Origin of the sequence: Streptomyces sp. NPDC058308, from assembly GCF_042880275.1 — a bacterium.
Classification (GTDB): Bacteria; Actinomycetota; Actinomycetes; order Streptomycetales; family Streptomycetaceae; genus Streptomyces.
Map to the genome: position 1 here is coordinate 263,782 of NZ_JBHVZA010000002.1, position 22,594 is coordinate 286,375.

Annotated in this window: 20 protein-coding genes and 1 tRNA gene; 8 read left to right on the forward strand and 13 right to left on the reverse strand. The window is 69.5% G+C overall.

Annotated features, from left to right (window positions below; translation table 11 throughout):
- The first annotated feature begins 52 nt into the window (after positions 1-52).
- From ACFVYL_RS03780 to ACFVYL_RS03795, 4 genes are read left to right on the forward strand one after another with little or no spacing between them, the layout of a single operon-like run.
- The gene (locus ACFVYL_RS03780; protein ID WP_389712683.1) at positions 53-982 is read left to right on the forward strand and encodes a branched-chain amino acid ABC transporter permease; all 930 of its coding nucleotides are present in this window, start codon (positions 53-55) and stop codon (positions 980-982) included.
- Between the two features lie 5 nt (positions 983-987).
- Positions 988-2,841, forward strand: a complete 1,854-nt coding sequence (locus tag ACFVYL_RS03785; RefSeq protein WP_389712684.1) for a branched-chain amino acid ABC transporter permease — start codon at positions 988-990, stop codon at positions 2,839-2,841.
- Between the two features lie 2 nt (positions 2,842-2,843).
- Positions 2,844-3,668, forward strand: a complete 825-nt coding sequence (locus ACFVYL_RS03790) for an ABC transporter ATP-binding protein (protein ID WP_389712685.1) — start codon at positions 2,844-2,846, stop codon at positions 3,666-3,668.
- Positions 3,665-4,381 (forward strand): ABC transporter ATP-binding protein, encoded by a 717-nt coding sequence (locus tag ACFVYL_RS03795; protein ID WP_389712686.1) that lies wholly within the window; start codon positions 3,665-3,667, stop codon positions 4,379-4,381. The genes ACFVYL_RS03790 and ACFVYL_RS03795 overlap by 4 nt, the downstream gene beginning before the upstream one ends.
- A gap of 78 nt (positions 4,382-4,459) precedes the next feature.
- On the opposite strand, the gene ACFVYL_RS03800 is transcribed toward ACFVYL_RS03795, so the two are convergent.
- Complete coding sequence (locus ACFVYL_RS03800; RefSeq protein ID WP_384255683.1) at positions 4,460-5,116, reverse strand: ANTAR domain-containing response regulator; 657 nt, start codon at positions 5,114-5,116, stop codon at positions 4,460-4,462.
- A 103-nt stretch (positions 5,117-5,219) separates the two neighbouring features.
- Here ACFVYL_RS03800 and ACFVYL_RS03805 point away from each other — a divergent pair.
- Positions 5,220-5,294, forward strand: a tRNA-Leu gene (locus ACFVYL_RS03805).
- 109 nt (positions 5,295-5,403) lie between these two features.
- Positions 5,404-6,177, forward strand: a complete 774-nt coding sequence (locus tag ACFVYL_RS03810) for a transcriptional regulator (protein ID WP_389712687.1) — start codon at positions 5,404-5,406, stop codon at positions 6,175-6,177.
- On the opposite strand, the gene pyk is transcribed toward ACFVYL_RS03810, so the two are convergent.
- The 6 genes from pyk to ACFVYL_RS03840 form a co-directional block, all read right to left on the reverse strand.
- Entirely contained in the window at positions 6,174-7,616 is a 1,443-nt protein-coding gene (pyk, locus tag ACFVYL_RS03815) for a pyruvate kinase (protein WP_389712688.1), read from the reverse strand. The genes ACFVYL_RS03810 and pyk overlap by 4 nt on opposite strands.
- A 162-nt stretch (positions 7,617-7,778) precedes the next feature.
- Positions 7,779-8,081 (reverse strand): hypothetical protein, encoded by a 303-nt coding sequence (locus tag ACFVYL_RS03820; RefSeq protein WP_389712689.1) that lies wholly within the window; start codon positions 8,079-8,081, stop codon positions 7,779-7,781.
- Positions 8,074-8,232 (reverse strand): hypothetical protein, encoded by a 159-nt coding sequence (locus ACFVYL_RS03825; protein WP_389712690.1) that lies wholly within the window; start codon positions 8,230-8,232, stop codon positions 8,074-8,076. Before ACFVYL_RS03825 ends, ACFVYL_RS03820 begins: the two co-directional genes overlap by 8 nt.
- A 146-nt stretch (positions 8,233-8,378) precedes the next feature.
- A complete protein-coding gene (locus ACFVYL_RS03830; RefSeq protein WP_389712691.1) occupies positions 8,379-9,011 on the reverse strand; it encodes a hypothetical protein in 633 nt (210 codons plus the stop codon).
- Positions 9,012-9,016: 5 nt separating this feature from the next.
- Positions 9,017-9,535 (reverse strand): RNA polymerase sigma factor, encoded by a 519-nt coding sequence (locus ACFVYL_RS03835; RefSeq protein WP_389712692.1) that lies wholly within the window; start codon positions 9,533-9,535, stop codon positions 9,017-9,019.
- Positions 9,536-9,880: 345 nt separating this feature from the next.
- The gene (locus ACFVYL_RS03840) at positions 9,881-10,741 is read right to left on the reverse strand and encodes a helix-turn-helix transcriptional regulator (RefSeq protein WP_389712693.1); all 861 of its coding nucleotides are present in this window, start codon (positions 10,739-10,741) and stop codon (positions 9,881-9,883) included.
- A 107-nt stretch (positions 10,742-10,848) separates the two neighbouring features.
- Here ACFVYL_RS03840 and ACFVYL_RS03845 point away from each other — a divergent pair, with 107 nt between their 5' ends.
- A complete protein-coding gene (locus ACFVYL_RS03845) occupies positions 10,849-11,658 on the forward strand; it encodes an SDR family NAD(P)-dependent oxidoreductase (protein ID WP_389712694.1) in 810 nt (269 codons plus the stop codon).
- A 19-nt stretch (positions 11,659-11,677) separates the two neighbouring features.
- Here the strand turns inward: ACFVYL_RS03845 and ACFVYL_RS03850 are convergent, their stop codons facing one another.
- A complete protein-coding gene (locus ACFVYL_RS03850; protein WP_389712695.1) occupies positions 11,678-12,376 on the reverse strand; it encodes an SIMPL domain-containing protein in 699 nt (232 codons plus the stop codon).
- Between the two features lie 128 nt (positions 12,377-12,504).
- On the opposite strand from ACFVYL_RS03850, the gene ACFVYL_RS03855 reads away from it, so the two are divergent.
- Complete coding sequence (locus ACFVYL_RS03855) at positions 12,505-14,310, forward strand: bifunctional metallophosphatase/5'-nucleotidase (RefSeq protein WP_389712696.1); 1,806 nt, start codon at positions 12,505-12,507, stop codon at positions 14,308-14,310.
- On the opposite strand, the gene ACFVYL_RS03860 is transcribed toward ACFVYL_RS03855, so the two are convergent.
- The 5 genes from ACFVYL_RS03860 to pepN form a co-directional block, all read right to left on the reverse strand.
- Positions 14,307-15,506, reverse strand: a complete 1,200-nt coding sequence (locus tag ACFVYL_RS03860) for a GDSL-type esterase/lipase family protein (protein WP_389712697.1) — start codon at positions 15,504-15,506, stop codon at positions 14,307-14,309. The genes ACFVYL_RS03855 and ACFVYL_RS03860 overlap by 4 nt on opposite strands.
- Positions 15,507-15,693: 187 nt before the next feature.
- Positions 15,694-17,133 carry a lysine N(6)-hydroxylase/L-ornithine N(5)-oxygenase family protein gene (locus tag ACFVYL_RS03865; protein ID WP_389712698.1) on the reverse strand — a complete coding sequence of 480 codons (1,440 nt, stop codon included), beginning with the start codon at positions 17,131-17,133 and terminating at the stop codon, positions 15,694-15,696.
- Positions 17,130-18,563 carry a pyridoxal phosphate-dependent decarboxylase family protein gene (locus ACFVYL_RS03870; protein ID WP_389712699.1) on the reverse strand — a complete coding sequence of 478 codons (1,434 nt, stop codon included), beginning with the start codon at positions 18,561-18,563 and terminating at the stop codon, positions 17,130-17,132. Before ACFVYL_RS03870 ends, ACFVYL_RS03865 begins: the two co-directional genes overlap by 4 nt.
- A gap of 283 nt (positions 18,564-18,846) precedes the next feature.
- The gene (locus tag ACFVYL_RS03875) at positions 18,847-19,701 is read right to left on the reverse strand and encodes an NAD(P)H-binding protein (RefSeq protein ID WP_389712700.1); all 855 of its coding nucleotides are present in this window, start codon (positions 19,699-19,701) and stop codon (positions 18,847-18,849) included.
- A 209-nt stretch (positions 19,702-19,910) separates the two neighbouring features.
- Entirely contained in the window at positions 19,911-22,487 is a 2,577-nt protein-coding gene (gene pepN / locus ACFVYL_RS03880; protein WP_389712701.1) for an aminopeptidase N, read from the reverse strand.
- Positions 22,488-22,594: the final 107 nt, after the last annotated feature.

The window sequence follows — 22,594 nt, forward strand, 5'->3', positions numbered from 1 at the left end:
CTGAGCCACCGCGAAACGGTCGTACGACATCGAAAGACTCGGAGGACCTGCGGTGCACGAACTGCCGCAACAGCTGGTCAACGGCCTGCTACTGGGATCCATGTACGGCCTGATCGCCATCGGCTACACAATGGTCTACGGCATCGTCCAGCTCATCAACTTCGCCCACGGCGAGATCTTCATGACCGGCGGATTCGGTGCCCTCACGGTCTGGCTCTGGCTCCCCGACGGCACCAGCATGTGGGCAGCCGTCCCCCTCATGCTCATCGGCGCCATCTTCGTCTCCACCACCATCGCCGTCGGCGCCGAACGCTTCGCCTACCGCCCCCTGCGCGAAGCACCCCGCCTCGCCCCGCTCATCACCGCCATCGGCCTCTCCCTCGCCCTCCAGCAAGCCGTCTGGGCCTGGTACCCCGAAGCCAAATCCGCCCGCTCCTTCCCCGAACTCCCCGGCGGCTCCATCCACATCGGCTCCGTCACCATGCAACCCGGCGACATCTTCCTGCTCGTCGCCGCACCCCTCTGCATGGTCGTCCTCGGCTACTTCGTCATGAAGACCCGCATCGGCCGCGGCATGCAAGCCACCGCACAAGACCCCGACACCGCCAAACTCATGGGGATCAACACCGACCGCGTCATCGTCGTCGCCTTCGCCATCGGCGCCGCCTTCGCCGGCATCGCCGCCGTCGCCCGCGGCCTCAAATACGGCCAGATCGACTTCCGCATGGGCTTCATCCTCGGCCTCAAAGCCTTCACCGCGGCCGTACTCGGCGGCATCGGCAACATCTACGGCGCCATGATCGGCGGCGTCGTCCTCGGCCTCGCCGAATCCATGGCCACCGCCTACATCAACGACGTCCCCGGCATGGACAAACTCGGCGGCCAGTCCTGGGCCGACGTCTGGGCGTTCGTACTCCTCATCATCGTCCTCCTCGTCAGGCCCCAGGGCCTGCTCGGCGAGCGCGTCGCGGACAGGGCGTGACAACCATGACCACACACACCACACCGGCCGACGGCCCCCGCCCGCAGAACCCGACCAAAGAGGCACCCGACACCGGACTCATCCCCCTCCCCGTCGGCCCCGCCCGCGCACTCGCCACCGGCGGCGGCATCCTCACCGTCATCTCCGCGTTCCTCGCCTGGACCTGGACCGCCGCGTTCCCCGGCGACCTCACCGTCTACGGCTACCCCGGCGGCCTCCAATGGCTCGTCCTCATCGCCGGCGCCCTCACCACCCTCTACGGACTCGCCTCCTACGGCACCAAGGGCCTGCGCGCCCTCGCCCCCGCCGGAGCCGACGCCGCCCTCAAATACGCCGCACTCGCCGCCTTCGCCACCGCCTGGTACACGCTCTTCGCCATAGCCAAGAAACTCGGCGGCCTCGCCAACCTCGAACCCGGCGGCTGGATCGCCGCCATCGCCACCCTCGCCGCCCTCACCGGCGCCCTCGCCCTGCCCTTCAAACGACCGCACACCTACCCGGTCGACGACGAAGACACCACCTGGGAACAGTACAAACACCGCGCCCGCAACGGCCGCATCATCATCAAGGGCGCCTTCGCCGCAGACACCCCGGCCCCGCCCCGCAAGCTCAACTCATACCTCGAAATCCTCATCATCATCGCGGCCCTCGCCACCGGCCTGCTCGTCTTCACCTACGGCATCGGCACCGAATACGACGAACTCTTCATCGGATTCCTCATCACCGTCGGCTTCGGCTTCGCCGCACTCACCAAAGCCGGACTCGTCGCACAGATCTCCACCTACACCGCACGCCACCGCAACATCACCCTCATCGGCGCCTTCCTCGCCGCCGCAGCCTTCCCCTTCACCCAGAACGACGACCAATACGCCACCATCGGCGTCTACATCCTCATCTTCGCCACCGTCGCCCTCGGCCTGAACATCGTCGTCGGACTCGCAGGCCTCCTCGACCTCGGATACGTCGCCTTCCTCGGCGTCGGCGCCTACGCCGCATCCATGGTCTCCGGAACCCCCTCCTCCCCCTTCGACATCCACCTCCCCTTCTGGGGAGCCATCCTCGTCGGCGCCGGCGCCTCACTCGTCTTCGGCGTCCTCATCGGCGCCCCCACCCTCCGCCTCCGCGGCGACTACCTCGCCATCGTCACCCTCGGCTTCGGAGAGATCTTCCGCCTCGCCGCCAACAACAGCGACGGCTCCTCCGGACCCGACATCACCAACGGCTCCAACGGAATCTCCTCCATCCCCAACCTCAAGATCCTCGGCTTCGACTTCGGCATCGAACACAGCATCGGCGGCTTCACCATCGGCCGCTTCGCCAACTACTTCTTCCTGATGCTGCTCATCACCCTCGTCGTCGTCCTCGTCTTCCGACGCAGCGGCGACTCCCGCATCGGACGCGCCTGGGTCGCCATCCGCGAAGACGAGACCGCGGCACTCGCCATGGGCATCAACGGCTTCCGCGTCAAACTCACCGCCTTCGCCCTCGGCGCCTCACTCGCCGGCCTCGCCGGCACCGTCCAGGCCCACGTCACCTACACCGTGACACCCGAGCAATACCAATTCGCCAACTCCGTACCACCCAACTCCGCATTCCTGCTCGCAGCCGTCGTCCTCGGCGGCATGGGCACCATCAGCGGACCCCTCGTCGGCGCCTCACTGCTCTACCTCATCCCCAACAAACTCCAATTCCTCGGCGACTACCAACTGTTCGCCTTCGGACTCGCCCTCGCACTCCTCATGCGCTTCCGCCCCGAAGGCCTCATCCCCAACCGCCGCCGCCAACTCGAATTCCACGAAGCCGACCTCAGCCCCGGCGAGACGCCGCCACCCGCAGCCCTCAGCAAGACAGGGGTCTGACCATGACCACCGACATGACCAAAGAGGACCACACCCCCGCCACCCCGGCCGGCCAGACCGTCCTCGACGCCCGCGGCGTCACCATGCGCTTCGGCGGCCTCACCGCCGTACGCTCCGTCGACCTCACCGTCAACAGCGGCGAGATCGTCGGACTCATCGGCCCCAACGGCGCCGGCAAAACCACCTTCTTCAACTGCCTCACCGGGCTCTACACCCCCACCGAAGGCGAAGTCCGCTACAAAGGCCAGATCCTCCCCGCCAAATCCTTCAAAGTCACCGCCGCAGGCATCGCCCGCACCTTCCAGAACATCCGCCTCTTCGCCAACATGACAGTCCTCGAAAACGTCCTCGTCGGCCGCCACACCCGAACCAAAGAAGGCCTCTGGTCGGCACTCCTGCGCGGACCCGGATTCCACAAGGCAGAAGCCGCATCCAAAGCCCGCGCCATGGAACTCCTCGAATTCGTCGGCCTCGCCCCCAAAGCGGACCACCTCTCGCGCAACCTCCCCTACGGAGAACAGCGCAAGCTCGAAATCGCCCGCGCCCTCGCCAGCGAACCCGGCCTGCTACTCCTCGACGAACCCACCGCGGGCATGAACCCCCAGGAAACCCGCGCCACCGAAGAACTCGTCCTCGCCATCCGGGACATGGGCATCGCCGTCCTCGTCATCGAGCACGACATGCGCTTCATCTTCAACCTCTGCGACCGCGTCGCCGTCCTCGTCCAAGGCGAAAAACTCGTCGAAGGCACCAGCGAAACCGTGCAACAGGACGACCGCGTCATCGCCGCATACCTCGGCGAACCCTTCGAGGAGAACAACTCATGACCACACTCCTCGAGGTCGAAGACCTCCGCGTCGCCTACGGCAAGATCGAAGCCGTCAAAGGCATCTCATTCACAGTCGAAGCCGGCGAAGTCGTCACCCTCATCGGCACCAACGGCGCGGGCAAGACCACCACACTGCGCACCCTGTCCGGACTGCTGAAGCCCGTCGGCGGCTCCATCAAGTTCAACGGCAAACCCCTGCGCAAATACCGCGCCGACCAAATCGTCGCCCAAGGCCTCGCCCACTCCCCCGAAGGCCGCCACATCTTCCCCCGCATGACCATCGAGAACAACCTCCGCCTCGGCGCCTATCTCCGCTCCGACAAGGCAGGCATCGAAAAGGACATCAAGCGGGCGTACGAACTCTTCCCCATCCTCGGGGAACGTAAGAAACAGGCCGCGGGCACCCTCTCCGGCGGCGAACAGCAAATGCTCGCCATGGGCCGCGCCCTCATGTCCCAGCCGAAACTGCTCATGCTCGACGAACCCTCCATGGGCCTCTCGCCGATCATGATGCAGAAGATCATGGCGACCATCACCGAGCTCAAGGCGAACGGCACGACGATCCTCCTCGTCGAGCAGAACGCCCAGGCGGCGCTCTCCCTCGCCGACCACGGCCACGTCATGGAAGTCGGCAGGATCGTCCTCTCCGGGACGGGCGGCGACCTGCTCCACGACGAGTCCGTGCGGAAGGCGTACCTGGGCGAGGACTGACCCTCTGCCCCGCATACGAGGAGGCCCGCACCCCGGCTGGGGGTGCGGGCCTCCTCGTATGGCACGTACTCCGGGCCGCTAGCCCTTGGACGCCTTCTTCTCCTCGGCGTCCTCGATGACCGCCTCCGCGACCTGCTGCATCGAAAGACGACGGTCCATCGACGTCTTCTGGATCCAACGGAACGCGGCGGGCTCCGTCAGGCCGTACTCCGTCTGCAGGATCGACTTCGCCCGGTCCACCAGCTTCCGCGTCTCCAGGCGCTGGGAGAGGTCGGCGACCTCCTTCTCCAGCGTCTTCAGCTCCGTGAAGCGCGAGACGGCCATCTCGATCGCCGGGACGACGTCCGTCTTGCTGAAGGGCTTCACGAGGTACGCCATCGCGCCCGCGTCCCTCGCGCGCTCGACGAGATCGCGCTGCGAGAACGCGGTCAGCATGAGCACCGGGGCGATGGACTCCTCGGCGATCTTCTCGGCCGCGGAGATGCCGTCCATGACGGGCATCTTCACGTCCAGGATCACCAGGTCCGGCTTGTGCTCGCGGGCCAGCTCCACGGCCGTCTGGCCGTCACCGGCCTCGCCCACGACGCTGTAGCCCTCTTCCTCGAGCATCTCTTTGAGGTCGAGCCGGATCAGGGCCTCGTCCTCGGCGATGACGACACGGGTCGTCAGCGGAGGCACGTGCGACTTGTCGTCGTCGGACGCGTCGGTGGGCTGGGGCGACTCGGGGGCGGTCACGGGGGGGCTCCTCGTTGCGGGCCGGGCAGGTACTGCTCCCCAGAGCCTACCTAGCTACGGTAAGGTGGTGGCGCGAGGGGCTAGACTACCCTTCCATTCCAAGGCCCCAGTACTCCAACTGGTTAGAGAGGCCGCTCTCAAACAGCGGACAGTGTGGGTTCGAATCCCACCTGGGGCACTTATCCTTCATTTCCAAGGTCGCGCAACAATCGGTCAACACCACTTGATCGTGTAGGCGATGCGCCTTTCTGTCACTAACGGCGGTCCGCCAAAGCATTCTCGTGCCTATGTACGACATGGCTACACGAAAACGAGCGATGGCCCTGGTGGGCGATGGGCGCAGCCTGAACTCCGTCAGCAAAGAGACTGGCGTCTCGCGGTCCGCAATCCACTCCTGGCAGACCTACGCCGACCCGCTCGACTCGGGCCGGGCCCCCTGCCCAAGATGTTGTGACGCCCCGAGCTCGCCCGATAACCCATACGCATACTCGTACTTACTCGGCCTCTACCTCGGCGACGGCTGCATCAGCCTCCAACGGCGCGGGGTCCATTCCCTGCGCATCGCCTGCGCCGATGCTTGGCCCGGCCTCATCGAGGCCTGCGCCGAAGCCATCCTGGCCGTCCGCCCGGACAACAAGGTCTGTCGTGTCCAGCGCGTGGGCTGCCAGTACGTGACTTCCTGGAGCAAGCACTGGCCCTGCCTCTTCCCCCAGCACGGCCCCGGCAAGAAGCACGACCGGAAGATCGCCCTCGAACCCTGGCAGCAGGAGATCGTCGACGCCCACCCGTGGGAGTTCGTCCGCGGGCTCATCCACTCCGACGGCTGCCGCATCACCAACTGGACGACCCGCATCGTCAGCGGCGTACGCAAGCGCTACGAATATCCCCGCTATTTCTTCACCAACAAGTCCGACGACATCAGGGACCTCTTCACCCGCACCCTCGACGCGCTCGGCGTCAGCTGGACGCACTGCACCCGCCACGGCAACCCGTACAACATCTCCGTGGCCCGTAAGGCCGACGTCGCCCTGATGGACGCCCACGTCGGCCCGAAACACTAACCCTCCGGGCTGTCGTCCTCGCCGATGTGGTGGATGCGGACCAGGTTCGTGGAACCGGGCACCCCGGGCGGGGAGCCCGCCGTGATGACGACGATGTCGCCCTTCTCGCAGCGGCCGATCTTGAGGAGGAGCTCGTCGACCTGGTCGACCATCGCGTCGGTGGAGTCGACGTGCGGGCCGAGGAGGGTCTCGACGCCCCAGGTGAGGTTGAGCTGGGAGCGGGTCGCCTTGTCGGGAGTGAAGGCGAGCAGCGGGATGGGTGAGCGGTAGCGGGAGAGTCGGCGGACCGTGTCGCCGGACTGCGTGAAGGCGACGAGGAATTTCGCGCCGAGGAAGTCGCCCATTTCGGCGGCGGCTCGGGCGACGGCGCCGCCCTGGGTGCGGGGCTTGCTGCGTTCGGTGAGCGGCGGCAGGCCCTTTTCGAGGATGTCTTCCTCTGCCGCCTCGACGATGCGGCCCATGGTCTTGACGGTTTCGATGGGGTATTTGCCGACGCTGGTCTCGCCGGAGAGCATGACCGCGTCGGTGCCGTCGATGACGGCGTTGGCGACGTCGCTCGCCTCGGCCCTGGTGGGGCGGGAGTTGTCGATCATCGAGTCGAGCATTTGGGTGGCGACGATGACCGGTTTGGCGTTGCGCTTGGCGAGTTTGATGGCGCGCTTCTGGACGATCGGGACTTGTTCGAGGGGCATTTCGACGCCGAGGTCGCCGCGGGCGACCATGATGCCGTCGAAGGCGGCGACGATGTCCTCGATGTTGTCGACGGCTTGGGGCTTCTCGACTTTGGCGATGACGGGGAGGCGGCGGCTGCCTTCTTCGTCCATGATGCGGTGGACGTCTTCGATGTCGCGTCCGCTGCGTACGAAGGAGAGGGCGATGACGTCGAAGCCTGAATGCAGGGCCCAGCGGAGGTCTGTTTCGTCCTTGTCGCTGAGGGCGGGGACGGAGACGGCGACGCCGGGGAGGTTGAGGCCTTTGTGGTCGGAGACCATGCCGCCTTCGACGACGGTGGTGGTGATGCGGGGGCCTTCGACGGCGGTGACTTCGAGGGTCACCTTGCCGTCGTCGACGAGGATGAGTTCGCCGGTGGTGACGTCGTCGGCGAGGCCGCTGTAGGTGGTGCCGCAGAGTTGGCGGTCACCTTCCACGCCGTCTTCGACGGTGATGGTGAACTCGTCGCCGCGTTCAAGGAGTACGGGTCCTTCGCGGAAGCGGCCGAGGCGGATCTTCGGGCCTTGAAGGTCGGCGAGGATGCCGACGCTGCGGCCGGTCTCTTCGGAGGCCTTTCGCACGCGCTGGTACCGCTCCTCGTGCTCGGCGTGGGTGCCGTGGCTGAGGTTGAAGCGGGCGACGTCCATTCCGGCTTCGACCAGTGCCTTGATCTGGTCGTAGGAGTCGGTGGCGGGTCCCAGGGTGCAGACGATTTTCGCTCGGCGCATGGTTCGACCCTAGGCCTTACCGGTCGGTAGAGAATTGGTCGGGGGTGACTACTCAACAACCTTTGCGTGAAGGGTTATTGACAAGTGTTGAATTGTGCGGGGAGCCGCTCCGATGAGCGGCTCCGGGGGTTTCTTGCGGTTCCAGGGGTGGCTCTGTGCTGATCAGTGGCGGGCGATCTCGTCGAGGCGGGTGTCGAGTTCGGCGAGGCCCGGGTGGTCGAGGAGTTCGTCGAGGGTGCGTTGTCGTATCTCGGCGGAGTAGGCCGCGGTGACCTGCTGGGGGGTTACGTCGAGGATGTGTGCCAGGTGGGCGGCCTGGTCGGGGGTGAGTCCCGCGTCGAGGGCGACGGCGGCGGTGACGACGATGCGGATGTGGGCTTCGGTGTCGTCCGCGTCGTGTCCCGCGAGCCGGTAGTGGCGGAGCAGCCAGCGGGCGAAGCTGCCCCTGGGGTGGCGGTCAGCCATGCTGCTGGATCCAGCGGGCGGCGAGGCTGACGAGGCCGGTGCCGAGGCCGTAGCAGGTGCCGCGCAGGAGGTGGGTGGCGGCGTCGCGGCGGCGGCTCTTGGCCGGTGGAACGCTGTTCGTGCGGGTGAGCTTCGGCTTACGCTTCGGCATGGGTGGCCCTCCTGGGGGCGTGCCTGTCGAGGAGCCTGTCGGCGGTCGGTGGCGTAGGAACCGGAAGGCCGCCGGTCAGGCTCTTTGCTGTGGGTGAGCTGTGGGTGATCAGTGGTCGCTGCACGGCGAGGGTGGGCCGCCGCGGGTCAGTGCTGTTGGGCGCAGTGCTGGAGGCGGTCGGCGATTTCCCGTTCGGGGCGGCAGACGAGTACGGCTTCGGTGTCGTCGCGGGCGGCGAGGCGGGCCACTTCGGCGGTGATGCCGGGTTCGCGGGTGCCGTGGGGCGGTTGGTCGGTGAGGGTGTCGTCGGGGTCGTCGTGGCAGTGCTGGAGCTGGCCGAGCCAGTGGGTGGCTTCGGGGTTTTCGCCGCGTCCGAGGTGGTGGAGGTAGAGGCAGTGGGCGGCGGTGCGGTTTCCGGCGCCGGCGGCGAGTTGCCACCAGAACTGGGCGCTTTCGGGGTGGTCGGCGAGGTGGAGCATGCAGGCGAATACGTGTGCGCCGCCGATGTCGAGGTCTTTGAGGGGTGCGCGGTTGCCGTCGGGGCCGTCTTCGCCGATTTCCTGTGCGAGACGTTCGATGTGGACGGCCGCGCCGGTCTGGTCGAGTGTGCCGCGTACCACTGCGGAGAGTTGTCGGCGGGCTCGTGCGACGGGTGGCATTTCTTTGGTGTGGGGTACGTAGCCGGCGTCCTCGGCGAGGCGGCGGAGTCCGGCTGCTACGTCGAACGGCCGCCGTCGGGTGCGCAGTTCTGTGCCGACCTGTGCCAGTAGTGTCTCCATCTTTGTCATTCCCGGTCCCCCTGGGTCTTGATGTGTGAGGCCACGGCGGGCTCCAGCCGCTCCTTCGCCTTGCGGCAGTGATAGTCGACGGTGCTGGGCGTGACGCCCATGTATCCGCTGATTCTGTTGGTGTCGTACTGCAGGACGTATCGCAGGACGATGACGTCGAACTGGCGTGGCGGCAGGTTGCACATGGCCCGGAAGAGGCCGATGTCGCTGGGCAGGAGTGCGAGGCGGTCGCGGAAGGCCTTGAGGGTCTGTGACATGACGACCCGTCGGAGGATCGCCCACATCTGCTGTTGGACGTCGCTCTCTTCGATCAGTGCGTTCCAGTGCTGCAGGATTTCCAGGAACGCGCGGTGCACCGCGCCTTCGGCAGCGCCGTTGGTGCCGAGTCGCAGCAACGCGTAGGAGTGAAACGCTTCCTGGTTGGTCAGGTAGAGCGTTTCGAATTCCAGCGGCAGTGGCAGCACGGACTCGGCTACCGGGCTGCTGCCGTCCTCCGCGTGGACATCTTCGGTCATGAGTCCTCTTCATGGAGGGCTTGAAGCGAAGGGCGACCGTCAACTTGCGTCCCGTCGCCCACTGGTGAGGGTTACTCAACCGCTCGAAGTGGACGAACACGCATGCGTGGTGGGGCGAATATTACGCAGTGATCATTGAATGCTGCACAACGTCACCACATACCCACGGGTAACGGAGTGTGACCATAGGGTTCACCGTTGCGCCTGGTGCGAGGTCTACGCCAATGCCGGGGGCTCGCGTGACCCAAGTCACACATGACGGCGGCACTTGCGACAGTGGCGACGACCCGTACGGGTGACGCCACTCGAACAAATCCCACTCGAACACCAGGCCAACCTGGTGCGTCAGCCGGGCACGTTCACGGTCTGGGTGCCGACGACCGACAGCAGGCGCATCGCCTCTTCCGACGGCGAGCCGGGCGCCGCGGTGTAGATGACGACGCGCTGGTCCCGGTCGGTGATGTCCAGGACGTCGCAGCGGAGGGTGACCGGGCCGACGAGGGGATGCTCGAAGGTCTTGCACAGGGTGGGCCGGTCGGCGACGTCGTGGGCGGCCCAGAGCCGGGCGAACTCCTCGCTGCCGGTGAGGAGTTCCTCGACGAGGCCGGTCACTTCCGGGTCGTCGGGGTAGCGGGCGGCGGCGCTGCGCAGGTGCTGGGCGGAGGTCCGGGCGAACTCGTCCGCGTCGGTGACGCCGTACAGCCGTCGGCCGTGCCGGTAGGGGGCGAGGAAGGTGCGACGGATGAGGTTGCGGGCCGGCCGCGGCAGGGCGGAGAAGTCCTCCATGAGGGCGGCGGCCAGCGGGTTCCAGGCGATGACCTCGTACGTGGCGGACAGGACGACGGCCGCGGCCGCGGGCAGCCCGTGCAGCAGGTCGACGATGCTCTGCCGTACTTCTCGGGAGGGTCCTGGCGGCGGGCCTGGCGGGAGTCCTGCCAGGTGGTGGAGGTGGTCGCGTTCGACGTCCGACAGGCGCAGGGCGCGGGTGACGTGGGCGAGGACTTCACGGGAGGGGTGCGGGGCGCGGGCCTGTTCCAGGCGGGTGTAGTACTCGGTGGAGATGTAGGCCAGCTGTGCCACTTCTTCGCGGCGCAGGCCGGGGGTGCGGCGGCGCGGTCCCGCGGGCAGTCCCACGTCGGCGGGGGTGATCCGCTCCCGTCGGCTGCGCAGGAAGTCACCGAGTTCTCGTTGCAGACGTCGTTCCACGTGCCCAGTGTGGACGAGCTGACCTGCGCGGACGTGCACCGGGGCGGGCTCAGCCAGGTACTGCTGGTGCCTGGCTGAAGTGGCTGGCGGGGCGCAGGCTCGGCTCCATGAACAACACGACGAACGACATGACGAGCAACACCACGTCCACCACGGGTTCCGGTCTCCTCGCCGGGAAGGTCGCCTTCGTCACGGGTGCCGGTCGTGGCATCGGTGCGGCGGCGGCCCGGCTGTTCGCCGGGGAGGGTGCGCGGGTGCTTCTGGCGGCGCGTACGGAGGGCCAGCTCAAGGCGGTGGCGGAGGAGGTCCGGGCGGGCGGGGGCAGCGCGGAGTACGTGGTGTGCGATCTGGCCGATCCGGTGAGTGTGCGGGCGGCGGTCGAGCGGTGCGTGGAGGTGTACGGCCGGTTGGACGTGGCGTTCAACAACGGTGCGACGGGGCAGTCTCCGGGCCCGATGGATCAGTTGTCGGGGACCGATTTCGACCATGTCTACGCCGTCAATGTGAAGGGGCCGTGGCTGGCGATGGCGGCGCAGGTCGCCGCCATGCGTGCGACGTCCGGGCGCGGGGCCATCGTCAACACGTCCAGTGTCGGCGCTCTGATGGCCAATCCGCAGTTGCCCGCGTACGGGGCGGCGAAGCGGGCGTTGAACAGTCTGACGGCGTCGGCGGCCGCGACGTACGGCCCCGAGGGCATCCGCGTGAACGCGGTGGCGCCCGGGACGACGCTCACCGAGATGCTGCTGGAGTGGGACGAGCGGTCGCCGGGCACCATCGAGCAGCTCAACTCCCGGACGCCGTTGGGCCGTGCCGCCGATCCGCGGGAGATCGCGGAGGCCGCCGCGTGGTTGCTGAGCGACCGTGCTTCCTATGTCACAGGTACGGTGCTGGCGGTCGACGGCGGCATGCTGGCCTGAGAGGGCCACAGCCCACCGGCTACCGCAGTTCCGGCGGCTGCATGGTGAAACGCGCGTTGACCTGCGCGTAGACGTGCTGGCGCTGTGGTTCGAGGTCGAGGGGGGCGGCGTCCTCGGCGAGGTCGGCCGCGCCGCCGTACGCGGCGGAGCGCATGGCTCCTGCGGGGCCGCCGTAGCCGTAGGCGGGGGTGGGGTTGTCGGCTCCGATGTCGGCGAGTTCGACGAGGGCGGCGAGGCCGGTGCCGAGGGCTTCGGCGTATTCGCGGGCGCGTTGCACGGCTTCGCGGACGGCTTGCTGCCGGGCGTCGCGGTGGGTGGGTGAGTCGGGGCGCAGGGCCCACCAGGGGCCTTCGACGCGGGTGAGGTCGAGGTCGGCGAGTCGGGTGGTGAGTTCGCCGAGTGCGGTGAAGTCGGTCAGTTCGGCGGTGAGGTGGACGCGGCCGTGGTAGGCACGGATGCGTTCGCCGCGGCCGTGTCGGGTGAGTTCGGGGCTGATGGAGAAGGTGCCGGTCTCCAGCTTTTCGACGGCGTCGCCGTAGGTCTTGATGAGGTCGAGGGCGGCTGTGTTGCGGCGGGTGAGGTCGGTGAGGGCGTCGCGGCGGTCGGTGCCGCGGGCGCTGACGGTGATGCTGATGCGGGCGATCTCGGGGTCGACTTCGAGGTGTGCTTCGCCGCGGACGGCGAGGCGGGGGGCGTCGGGGGTGGGGGCGGTGTCCATGGGGTCACTGTCGCATCGGGTGGGCGCACCGGACAGTCACCGGATCGAAACCTGGGGGGTCTGTTGCGGGGCCGGTGCCCGGGGTCAGAATCTACGCGCGTTACATCGGTCGACTGAGGAGTACGGAAATGCCGCTGAACCGCCGGAAGTTCCTGGGTACGTCTGCCGCGTCGGGCGTGGGGGTGGCGCTGACGGGTGCGGCCGTGGCGCCCGCCGCGGAGGCGGGTGAGTCCGGGCGGGGCGGTCGGCGCGCGAAGCGGTACTCGTTCACCGTGCTCGGCACGACGGACCTGCACGGCAATGTCTTCAACTGGGACTACTTCACGGACAAGGAGTTCGACGACAAGGACCACAACGACGTGGGCCTGGCGAAGATCTCCACGCTGGTGAACGAGGTGCGGAAGGCGAAGGGCCGCCGCAACACCCTCCTCATCGACGCGGGCGACACGATTCAGGGCACGCAGCTCTCGTACTACTACGCCAAGGTCGATCCGATCACCGCCCAGCACGGTCCGGTGCATCCGATGGCGCAGGCGATGAACGCGATCGGGTACGACGCGGCGGCGCTCGGCAATCACGAGTTCAATTACGGAATTCCGGTGCTGCGCAAGTTCGAGGAGCAGTGCGACTTTCCGCTGCTCGGCGCCAACGCCCTCGACGCGAAGACGCAGAAGCCCGCTTTCCCGCCGTATTTCATGAAGCGGCTTCGCACTCCGCACGGCCGTGATGTGAAGGTGGCGGTGCTCGGTCTGACGAATCCGGGTATCGCGATCTGGGACAAGGCGAACGTGCAGGGCAAGATGACGTTCCCGGGCCTGGAGGAGCAGGCGGCGAAGTGGGTGCCGAGGCTGCGGTCGATGGGCGCGGACGTGGTGATCGTGTCGGCGCACTCGGGGTCCAGCGGCACGTCGTCGTACGGGGATCAGCTGCCGTATGTCGAGAACGCGGCGGGTCTGGTGGCGGAGCAGGTGCCGGGGATCGACGCGATCCTGGTCGGGCACGCGCACACGGAGATCCCCGAGTACTTCGTGGAGAACAAGAAGACGGGGAAGAAGGTCGTGCTTTCCGAGCCGTTGAAGTGGGGGCAGCGTCTGACGCTGTTCGACTTCGATCTGGTGTGGGCGAAGGGCCGTTGGACGGTCGAGAAGGCCGGGGCGAAGGTCCTGAACTCCAATACGGCGGCGGAGGACAGGAAGGTCACGCGGCTGCTCGCGGACGAGCACAAGAAGGTCGTCGCGTACGTCAACCAGGTGATCGGTACGTCGACGGCGGCGATGAGCACGGCCGAGGGCCCGTACAAGGATGTCGCCATCATCGATCTGATCAACCTGGTGCAGACGGAGACGGTGGCGGCGGCGCTGAAGGGCGGCGCGTACGCGGCGCTGCCGGTGCTCTCGCAGGGTTCGTGCTTCTCGCGCACGGCGCAGATCCCGGCGGGCGAGGTGACGATCAGGGATGCGGCGGGCCTCTATCCGTTCGAGAACACGCTGGAGGCGCGGCTGCTCACGGGTGCGCAGCTGAAGGATTATCTGGAGTTCTCGGCGCGGTATTACGTGCGGACGCCGGCCGGTGTCCCGGTCGATCCCGCGAAGCTCACGAATGCCGAGAGCATCCCGGACTACAACTATGACGCGGTGCGGGGTGTGACGTACGAGGTGGATATCGCGAAGCCCGCGGGGTCCCGGATCGTGAAGCTGGCGTTCGAGGGCAAGGCGGTCGATCCGAAGGCGGAGTTCGTCCTCGCGGTGAACAACTACCGGGCGAGTGGTGGCGGGAACTTCCCGCACATCGCGGGTGCCAAGCAGTTGTGGGCGAATTCGGAGGAGATCCGGAACACGATCATCGGCTGGGTGAAGGCGAAGGGGACGGTCGACCCGGGCCAGTTCGCGTCGGTGGACTGGAAGCTGACCCGGGACGGCACGCCGGTGTTCTAGACCTTCTGAAGCCTCTGGAGCTTCAGGGTGGCCAGGTCGACGGCGTCGGCGAGGGCCTGGGCGCCGGCGTCGTTGACGTGGAGGCCGTCGCCGCTGTCGTAGTCGTCGCGGATCCGGTCGGGGTCGGCGGGGTCCGCGACGGCGGCGGCGAAGTCGGCGTAGGCGTCGAAGGGGCTGTCCCCGCTGCGGATCCAGTCGTTGACCTCGCGGGCGACGGCGACGCCTTCGGGGGTGGAGTAGCCCTCGTAGACCGTGTCCTTGTAGGGGCCGACGGTGGTGATGGTGGCGGTGAGGCCTGCCGCGTGGAGGCGGTCGGCGAGGGCGGTGAAGCCCGCGATGAGGTCGGCCGCGGTGGGGATGGGCGCGGGTTCGGGGTAGGCCTCCTGGCCGGGGATGCCGAGGTCGTTGAGGCCGAAGTGGATCAGGACGTGGGTGACGCCGGGCACGTCCAGGGCGTCGCGTTCCAGGCGGGCCAGGGCGCGTTCGCCGATCTCGTCGGTGAGCAGGCGGTTGGCGGACAGGCCCTGGTTGACGACCCAGCCGTCGCTGCCCGCGGCGCGAAGGCGGTCGTTGAGCAGGTCGGGGAAGCGGCGGTCGGTGTCCGTGGTGGTGCCGGTGCCTTCGAACCAGGAGTCCCCGAAGGCGACGGCGACGGGGGTGCCGGTGGGGGCGAGGACGTCGGCGCCGCTGATGAAGTGGCGGGTGACGAGCTCTTCGAGGCCTTCGGTGCCGTCGAGGGTGGGTGCGGTGAGGGCGTTGCCGGGTACGGCGTAGCCGGTGCGCAGGGGGACGGCGGAGTAGGTGGACAGGCCGGTGTCGTCGGGCAGCCAGAGGCTGAGGGCGAGCTCGTCGCCGGCGGTCACGGTGAGGTCGACCGGGTCGCTGACGGCTTCCTCTCCGACAGGGACGGTGAAGTCCTCGGCGCCGCCGAGGCGGACGGCTCTGTCGCTTCCCGCGTCGATGCCGCTTCCTTCGGTGCGTCTGGCGAGGCGGGCGCCGCCGATGTGGAGGGGCTGCTTGCCGTAGCGGTTGCTGAGGCGGATGCGCAGGGCGCTGCCGCCGCCGTCGAGGCGGATGATCTGGCGGACGGTCTGGCCTGCGAAGCCGCGGAGTTCGAAGAGGTCGATGCTCTCGTGAGGGCTGACGACGGCGGAGCGGAAGGCGGCGGCCCAGAAGGCTGTGGTGTCGGTGGTCATGCCCGTCTGAACCGGGCGGGTGGGGCAGGTATTTCGTGGCAGGGCGTTTTTCGCGCAGGAATATTGCGCGGCGCGGGAGCGCTTGGGCGGGGACATTTCCGCCCAAGGACACCGTCCTTGCCGCCGTCCGGACACCGTCCTTGCCGCCGCCGGGGCGCCTGCGGCAGGGAGCCTGCGGCGGGGGACGTCAGCCCTTGAGGCGTACGAGGTTTCCGCGTTGTTCGCCGACGCGGCCGGCGGCGCCGGTGTGCCGTTCGGGGGCCTGGAGTCCGAAGCTGGTGAACGCGGTGCGTTCGGGCAGCGGGTAAGGGGCCCTGCCGGAGAGCGAGTTGAGGATGGTGGCGCTGCGCCAGGCGGCGAGCCCGAGGTCGGGGGCGCCGACGCCGTGGGTGTGGCGCTCGCCGTTCTGTACGTAGACCGAGCCGGTGACGGAGGGGTCGAGGACGAGGCGGTACTGCTCGTCGATGCGGGGGCGGGCGGAGGAGTCCTTGCGGATGTAGGGGTCGAGGCCGGCGAGGAGTTGGTCGACGGGGCGTTCGCGGTAGCCGGTGGCGAGGACGACGGCGTCGGTGGTGAGCCGGGAGCGGGTGCCTTGTTGCAGGTGTTCGAGGTGGAGTTCGACGCGGGTGCTGGCGACGCGGCCCGCGGTGCGTACGGAGACGCCGGGGGTGAGGACGGCGTCGGGCCAGCCGCCGTGCAGGGTGCGCCGGTAGAGCTCGTCGTGGATGGCGGCGATGGTGTCGGCGTCGATGCCCTTGTGGAGCTGCCACTGGTGCGGGACGAGGCCGTCGCGTACGGCTTCGGGCAGGGCGTGGAAGTAGCGGGTGTAGTCGGGGGTGAAGTGTTCCAGGCCGAGTTTGGAGTACTCCATGGGGGCGAAGGCCTCGGTGCGGGCGAGCCAGTGGATCTTCTCGCGGCCGGGCGGGCGGGAGCGCAGCAGGTCGAGGAAGATCTCGGCGCCGGACTGTCCTGAGCCGACGACGGTGATGTGTTCGGCGGAGAGCAGCAGGTCGCGGTGGTGGAGGTAGTCGGCGGAGTGGATGACGGGGACGGTGGGGGCGTCGGCGAGGGGTTTGAGGGGGTCGGGGATGTGGGGGGTGGTGCCGATGCCGAGGGCGATGTTCTTCGTGTAGGCGCGGCCGAGGGCTTCGGCTTCGCCGTCGGTGTCGAGCTGGGTGAAGTCGACTTCGAAGACGCCGCGTTCGGGGTTCCAGCGGACGGCGTCGATCTGGTGTCCGAAGTGGAGTCCGGGCAGGTTCTCGCTGACCCAGCGGCAGTAGGCGTCGTATTCGGCGCGCTGGATGTGGAAGCGCTCGGCGAAGTAGAAGGGGAAGAGCCGTTCGCGTGTCTTGAGCCAGTTGAGGAAGGACCAGGGGCTTGCGGGGTCGGCCAGGGTGACGAGGTCGGCGAGGAAGGGGACTTGGAGGGTGGCGCCTTCGATGAGGAGCCCGGGGTGCCAGTGGAAGTCGGGGCGCTGTTCGTAGAAGGCGGTGTCGAGTTCGCCGAGGGGTTCGGCGAGGGCGGCCAGGGAGAGGTTGAACGGGCCGATGCCGATGCCGACCAGGTCGCGGGGGTCTTCGGGGGTGGTGAGCGGCCGGGGGCCGGGGTGGTCGGGTGTGCCGGTCATCGGGGGGTGGTTCCTTCCGGGTGGTCGGGGGCGGCTCCGGTGGTGGGTGCCGGGTCGGGCTCCTCGACGAGCTTGAGGAGCGCGGCGAGGTCGCCGGGCCGGGTGTGCGGGTTGAGGAGGGTGGCCTTGAGCCATCGGCGGCCGTCGAGGTCGGCGCGGCCGAGCACGGCGGTGCCTTCGGTGAGCAGTCGCCTGCGTACGTGGGCGATGTGGTCGTCGGTGGCGTTCGCGGGGCGGAACAGGACGGTGCTGATGGCGGGGGTGTCGTAGAGCTCGAAGCCGGGGTGTGCGTCGATGAGGCCGGCGAACTCCCGTGCCTGGTCGCAGACTTGGTCGACGAGGGCGCCGAGGCCGGTGCGGCCCAGGGCCTTGAGGGTGACGGCGATCTTGAGTACGTCGGGGCGTCGGGTGGTGCGCAGGGAGCGGCCGAGGAGGTCGGGCAGGCCGGCGTCGGTGTCGTCGTCGGCGTTGAGGTAGTCGGCGCGGTGGGTGAGGGCGTGCAGGTCGCGGGGGTCGCGTACGGCGATGAGGCCTGCTGCGGCGGGTTGCCAGCCGAGTTTGTGCAGGTCGAGGGCGACCGTGTCGGCGCGGTGGATTCCGCGCAGCTGTTCTCTGCGGGTGTCGCTGAAGAGGAGTCCGCCGCCGTACGCGGCGTCGATGTGCAGGCGGGCGCCGTGGGCCGCGCAGAGGTCCGCGATCTCGTCGAGGGGGTCGATGAGTCCGGCGTCGGTGGTGCCCGCGGTGGCGGCGACGAGGAACGTGCCGGGCGGGCCGCCGAGTTCGGTGAGGGCTTCGTCGAGGGCCGCGGGGTCGAGGGTGCCCGCGGGGGCGGGCACGGTGACGGGGTCGGGCAGGCCGAGGAGCCAGGCGGCGCGGGCGAGGGAGTGGTGGGCGTTCTCGCCGACCAGGAGGCGTACGGGGCCGGGGGTGGCCGGGGCCTCGCGGGCGAGGAGGAGGGCGAGCTGGTTGGCCTCGGTGCCGCCGGTGGTGACGAGGGCGTCGCCGCCGTCGTGGATCTCGGCGGCCAGCGCACGGGTGACGAGTGCTTCGAGCGCGGTCGCCGCGGGTGCCTGGTCCCAGGAGTCCATAGAGGGGTTGAGGGCGGAGGCGGCCAGGTCGGCGGCGGCCGCGACGGCGAGCGGCGGGCAGTGCAGGTGGGCGGCGCACAGCGGGTCGGCGGGGTCGGCGGCGCCTTCGGCGAGGGTGTGGACGAGCGTGCGCAGGGCGTCCTCGGGGCCCGCGCCCTGTTGCGGAAGGATCGGTTCGGCGGCGGCGCGGACGCGGTCGGCGACGGCTTCGGGCCCGCCCGCGGGGAGGGGGCCGCAGCGGGCGGCCGCCCCGGTGTACAGCCCTTCGAGGGCGGCGGCGAGCAACGGCCGCAGGGCGTCGGGCCCTTGGGCGCCTCCGGCGAGGGCTGGCGGGGTGCTCATGAGGCGGTCCTCCGGGTGCGCTCGTACAGGAGGACCAGCCTGTACGGCGGGTGGCCCGGTGCGCCCGGATACCGGGGCGAGGGAACCCGAAAGTGGTACTGCCGTGCGGAGAAAACGCGTTGGTGTGGGGTGGGGTGCTAGGCCCTGGCTCGCTGGCGTAGGCACACGTATGCACGGGGCGGGCGGGGCGGGCGGGGCGGGCCGGAGGGGACGCGCGGGCCCGCCGCGGTGCAGGTGCCGGTCCTGATGCCGGGGCCGATCCCGGCCCCGGCCCCGGCCCCGGTCAGGAGCTGAACGCGTCCCTGTGGTCCGTCGCCCACTCCTCGAACGTGCGGGCGGGCTGGCCGGTGACAGCCTTGACGGTGGTGGTGATCTCCGGTTCGACGCCGACCGCCTCGCCCCAGGTGCGGAGGATGGCGGGGAGCATGTGGGGCGGTACGTGCGGGAAGAGCTCGGGCCGCACGTCCTGCGGGGGTACCTCGACGAAGCGCAGGGTGCGGCCGAGCGCTGCGCCGATCGCGTGCACCTGCTCCTCGTTCGTGACCGGGTCGGGCCCGGTGAGGCGGTGGACGGCGCCCTGGTGGCCGTCGTCGAGGAGGGTGCGGACGGCGACCGCGGCGATGTCGGCCTCGTGGATGGGGGCGCTCACGGCGCCCGGGTAGGGGCCGCTGACGGTGTCGCCGGAGCGGATCTGGGGCGCCCACTGGAAGGCGTTGGTGGCGAAGGCGTTGGGCCGCAGGGCAGTCCAGGCGAGTCCACTCTCACGTACGTGGTCCTCCAGCCGGGCGTGCTGGACGTAGATGGGATGGGCGGTGTCGGCGCCGTCCTGGATGATGCCCGAGGAGAGGACGGTGACGTGTCGGACTCCGCGCGCGCGGGCCGCTTCGAGCAGGGCCGCGGTGTGTGCGCCCACGGCCTGAGCGTGCAGGAAGAGAGCGCTCGCGCCGTCGAACAGGGCGCCCAGGTCGGCCGGTTGGGGCAGATCGCCCCCGAGGTCGAGGCGGGCCACGTCCGCCGCGGCGGGAAGCGCCGCGCGTTCGGGATCGCGGGTGAGGGCACGTACGGAGGCGCCCTCGGCGAGGAGTTGGCTGACGAGGGCGCTGCCCACATTTCCGGTGGCACCGGTCACGACGATCACGAGTGGCTCCTTGCTGGCGCGGCCCGGCCGGTCTGTTCCGGTCCTGGTGCCGGGGAGCCGGCCCGGCGGTGCAGGACCGGCTCCGGACCACCCTAGGACGGGTCCGCGGGGCTCCGGGCCGCCGGGGGCCGGGGCCAGGGCCAGGGGCCAGAGCCAGGGCCGAGCCAGGGAGGCGCGGGCGCCGAACCCCGCGCCCCCGTACGCCTCCGTCAGCCCCTCTCCGCTCCTTGCCGCACCCGCAACGCACGCGCCAGGTCGTCGAGTTGGTCGACGAGCTTGCGGCGCAGCGCCGGGGTGGGATCGGCGTCGCTCAGGCACCGCTCCCCCAGCCGGAGCGTCTCCGCGTCCACGAACGGCAGGGGGAAGGCGTACCGTCCCACCGCCTCGGCCATGGCGGGTCCGCGGCGGGCGGCGAGGGCGACCGCGTCCTCGAAGTAGCGCGGGACGTACTCCCGTACGAGGTCGGCCTGTCCGGGCTGCCAGAAGCCCTGGGCGGTGGCGTTGAAGAGGTAGTTCGACAGGTTGTCCGTGGCGAACATGGATTCCCACGCGGCCCGCTTGGCGGCGGCGTCGGGCAGCGCGGCCCGGCAGCGTGCCGCGCCCTCGCGTCCGGTGGCGCTCGGGTCGCGGGCCAGCTCGGCCTCGATGGCGGCCTCGTCGGTCGCGTCGAGCGCGGCGAGCCGGCCGAGGGCGCGCCAGCGCAGCTCCGGATCGAGCTCGGGCCCGCCGGGCACGGTGCCTTCGCTGAGCCAGGCGTGCAGCGGCGCCGCCTGGGTGGCGACGTCGATGGCGCCGCGGACGGCGGTGAGGCGCAGGCCCGGGTCGGAGCCGTCCTCGGTGCGGCGGATCAGGTCGCGGCAGAGCTCGCCGAGGAGGGCGAGGGCGGCGGGGCGCTCGTCGGGAGTGGCGAAGCGGTCGGCGATGTGGGTGGTGGCGAAGGTGAGGACGCCCTGGACGATCGCGAGGTCGCTCTCCTCGGGGAGGTGCGCGCGGGCGGCCTCCAGGTAGGCGGCGCCCGCGAGCTCGCCGTCGCGGACCATGTCGCGCAGGCTGTTCCACAGGACGGCGCGGGTGAGGGCGTCGGGGACGCCGGAGAGGCCGTGCAGGACGGTCTCCAGGGAGGCCTCGTCGAGGCGGATCTTGGCGAAGGTGAGGTCCTGGTCGTTGAGGACGACCAGGGCGGGGCGGCCGCCGTCGCGCGTGATCTCCTCGTCGGCCGGGATGTCCGTCTCGAAGCGCTCGCGCAGGACGAGGCCGCGGCCGCCGGAGAGATCGCGGTCGTAGACGCCGACGGCGATGCGGTGGGGGCGGGCAGTGCTTGCGTGGGGGCGGGCAGTGCTTGCGTGCGGGCGCGCGCCACCGTCCGCGGGGCTTTCGCCGCCCCGGTCGACCGCGAGTGTCCAGGTGCGTCCGCTGTGCGTGACCTTCGAGGTGAGGGTGTCGACGCCCGTGGTGCGCAGCCAGGCCTCGGCCCAGCCGTGCACGTCGCGGTCGGTGGCGTGGGCGAGGGAGTCGATGAAGTCGGTGAGGGTGGCGTTGGCGAACTTGTGCCGCGCGAAGTGGGTGTTGATGCCCGCGAGGAAGTCCTTCTCGCCGAGCCAGGCGACGAGCTGGCGCAGGGCGCTGGCCCCCTTGGCGTACGAGATCCCGTCGAAGTTGAGCATCGCGGACGCCGTGTCGGGGACGGCGTCCGGGTCGGGGGCGACAGGATGGGTGGAGGGGCGCTGGTCGGCGTCGTACCCCCAGGACTTGCGGGCGACGCCGAAGTCGGTCCAGGGGTCCGCGAAGCAGGTGGCTTCGGCGGTGGTCTGGAAACCCATGTACTCGGCGAAGGACTCGTTCAGCCAGATGTCGTCCCACCAGGTGAGGGTGACGAGGTCGCCGAACCACATGTGGGCCATCTCGTGGGCGATGACCATGGCGCGGGTCTGCCGCTCGGTGTCGGTGACGGCGGAGCGGTAGATGAACTCGTCGCGGAAGGTGACGAGCCCGGGGTTCTCCATGGCGCCCGCGTTGAACTCGGGGACGAACGCCTGGTCGTAGGAGTCGAAGGGGTAGGGCTCGTCGAACTTCTCGTGGTAGCGGTCGTAACAGGCGCGCGTGACGTCGAGGATCTCCTCGGCGTCGGCGTCCATGAAGGGGGCGAGCGAACGCCGGCAGTGGAGGGCGAAGGGCAGCCCGCGGTGTTCGGTGCGCACCGAGTGCCAGGGGCCGGCGGCGACGGCGACGAGGTAGGTGGAGACGGGCGGGGTGGCGGCGGCCCGCCACGTCCCGCCGCCGACGTGCTCGGTGATGCCGTTGGCCAGGACGGTCCAGCCCTCGGGGGCGGTGGCGGACAGCTCGAAGACGGCCTTCAGGTCGGGCTGGTCGAAGGCGGCGAAGACGCGCTGCACGTCCTCCATGAAGAGCTGCGTGTAGGTGTACGTCTCACCGTCGCTGGGGTCGGTGAAGCGGTGCATGCCCTCGCCGGTGCGGGAGTAGCGCATCGCGGCGTCCACGCGCAGTTCGTGCTCGCCCGCGGTCAGTCCGTCGAGCGCGAATCGGTTGTCGGCCAGGCCCGTGGGGTCCAGGGGCCGTCCGTCGAGGGTGATGGAGCGCAGTTCGGCGGGCTTGAGCTCGACGAAGGTGGCGCCGTCGGTGCGGGCGCTGAACCGGATGACCGTCCGGGAGTCGAAGGTGTCGCGGGCGGGATCCGCCGCTCGGCTCAGGTCCAGCTCGACCGTGTAGTGGTGGACATCGATGAACTGGGCTCGGGTCTGCGCTTCGTCGCGCGTCAGTACGGGCATGGGCCCATGCTGCCCGATGGCACCGGGAGAGGCGTAGGAGTTGTGCCCGGCGGACCGTGCCGCCACGCCGGTACGCCGGGAGTGGTGGGGTGACCCGCTGAATGGGG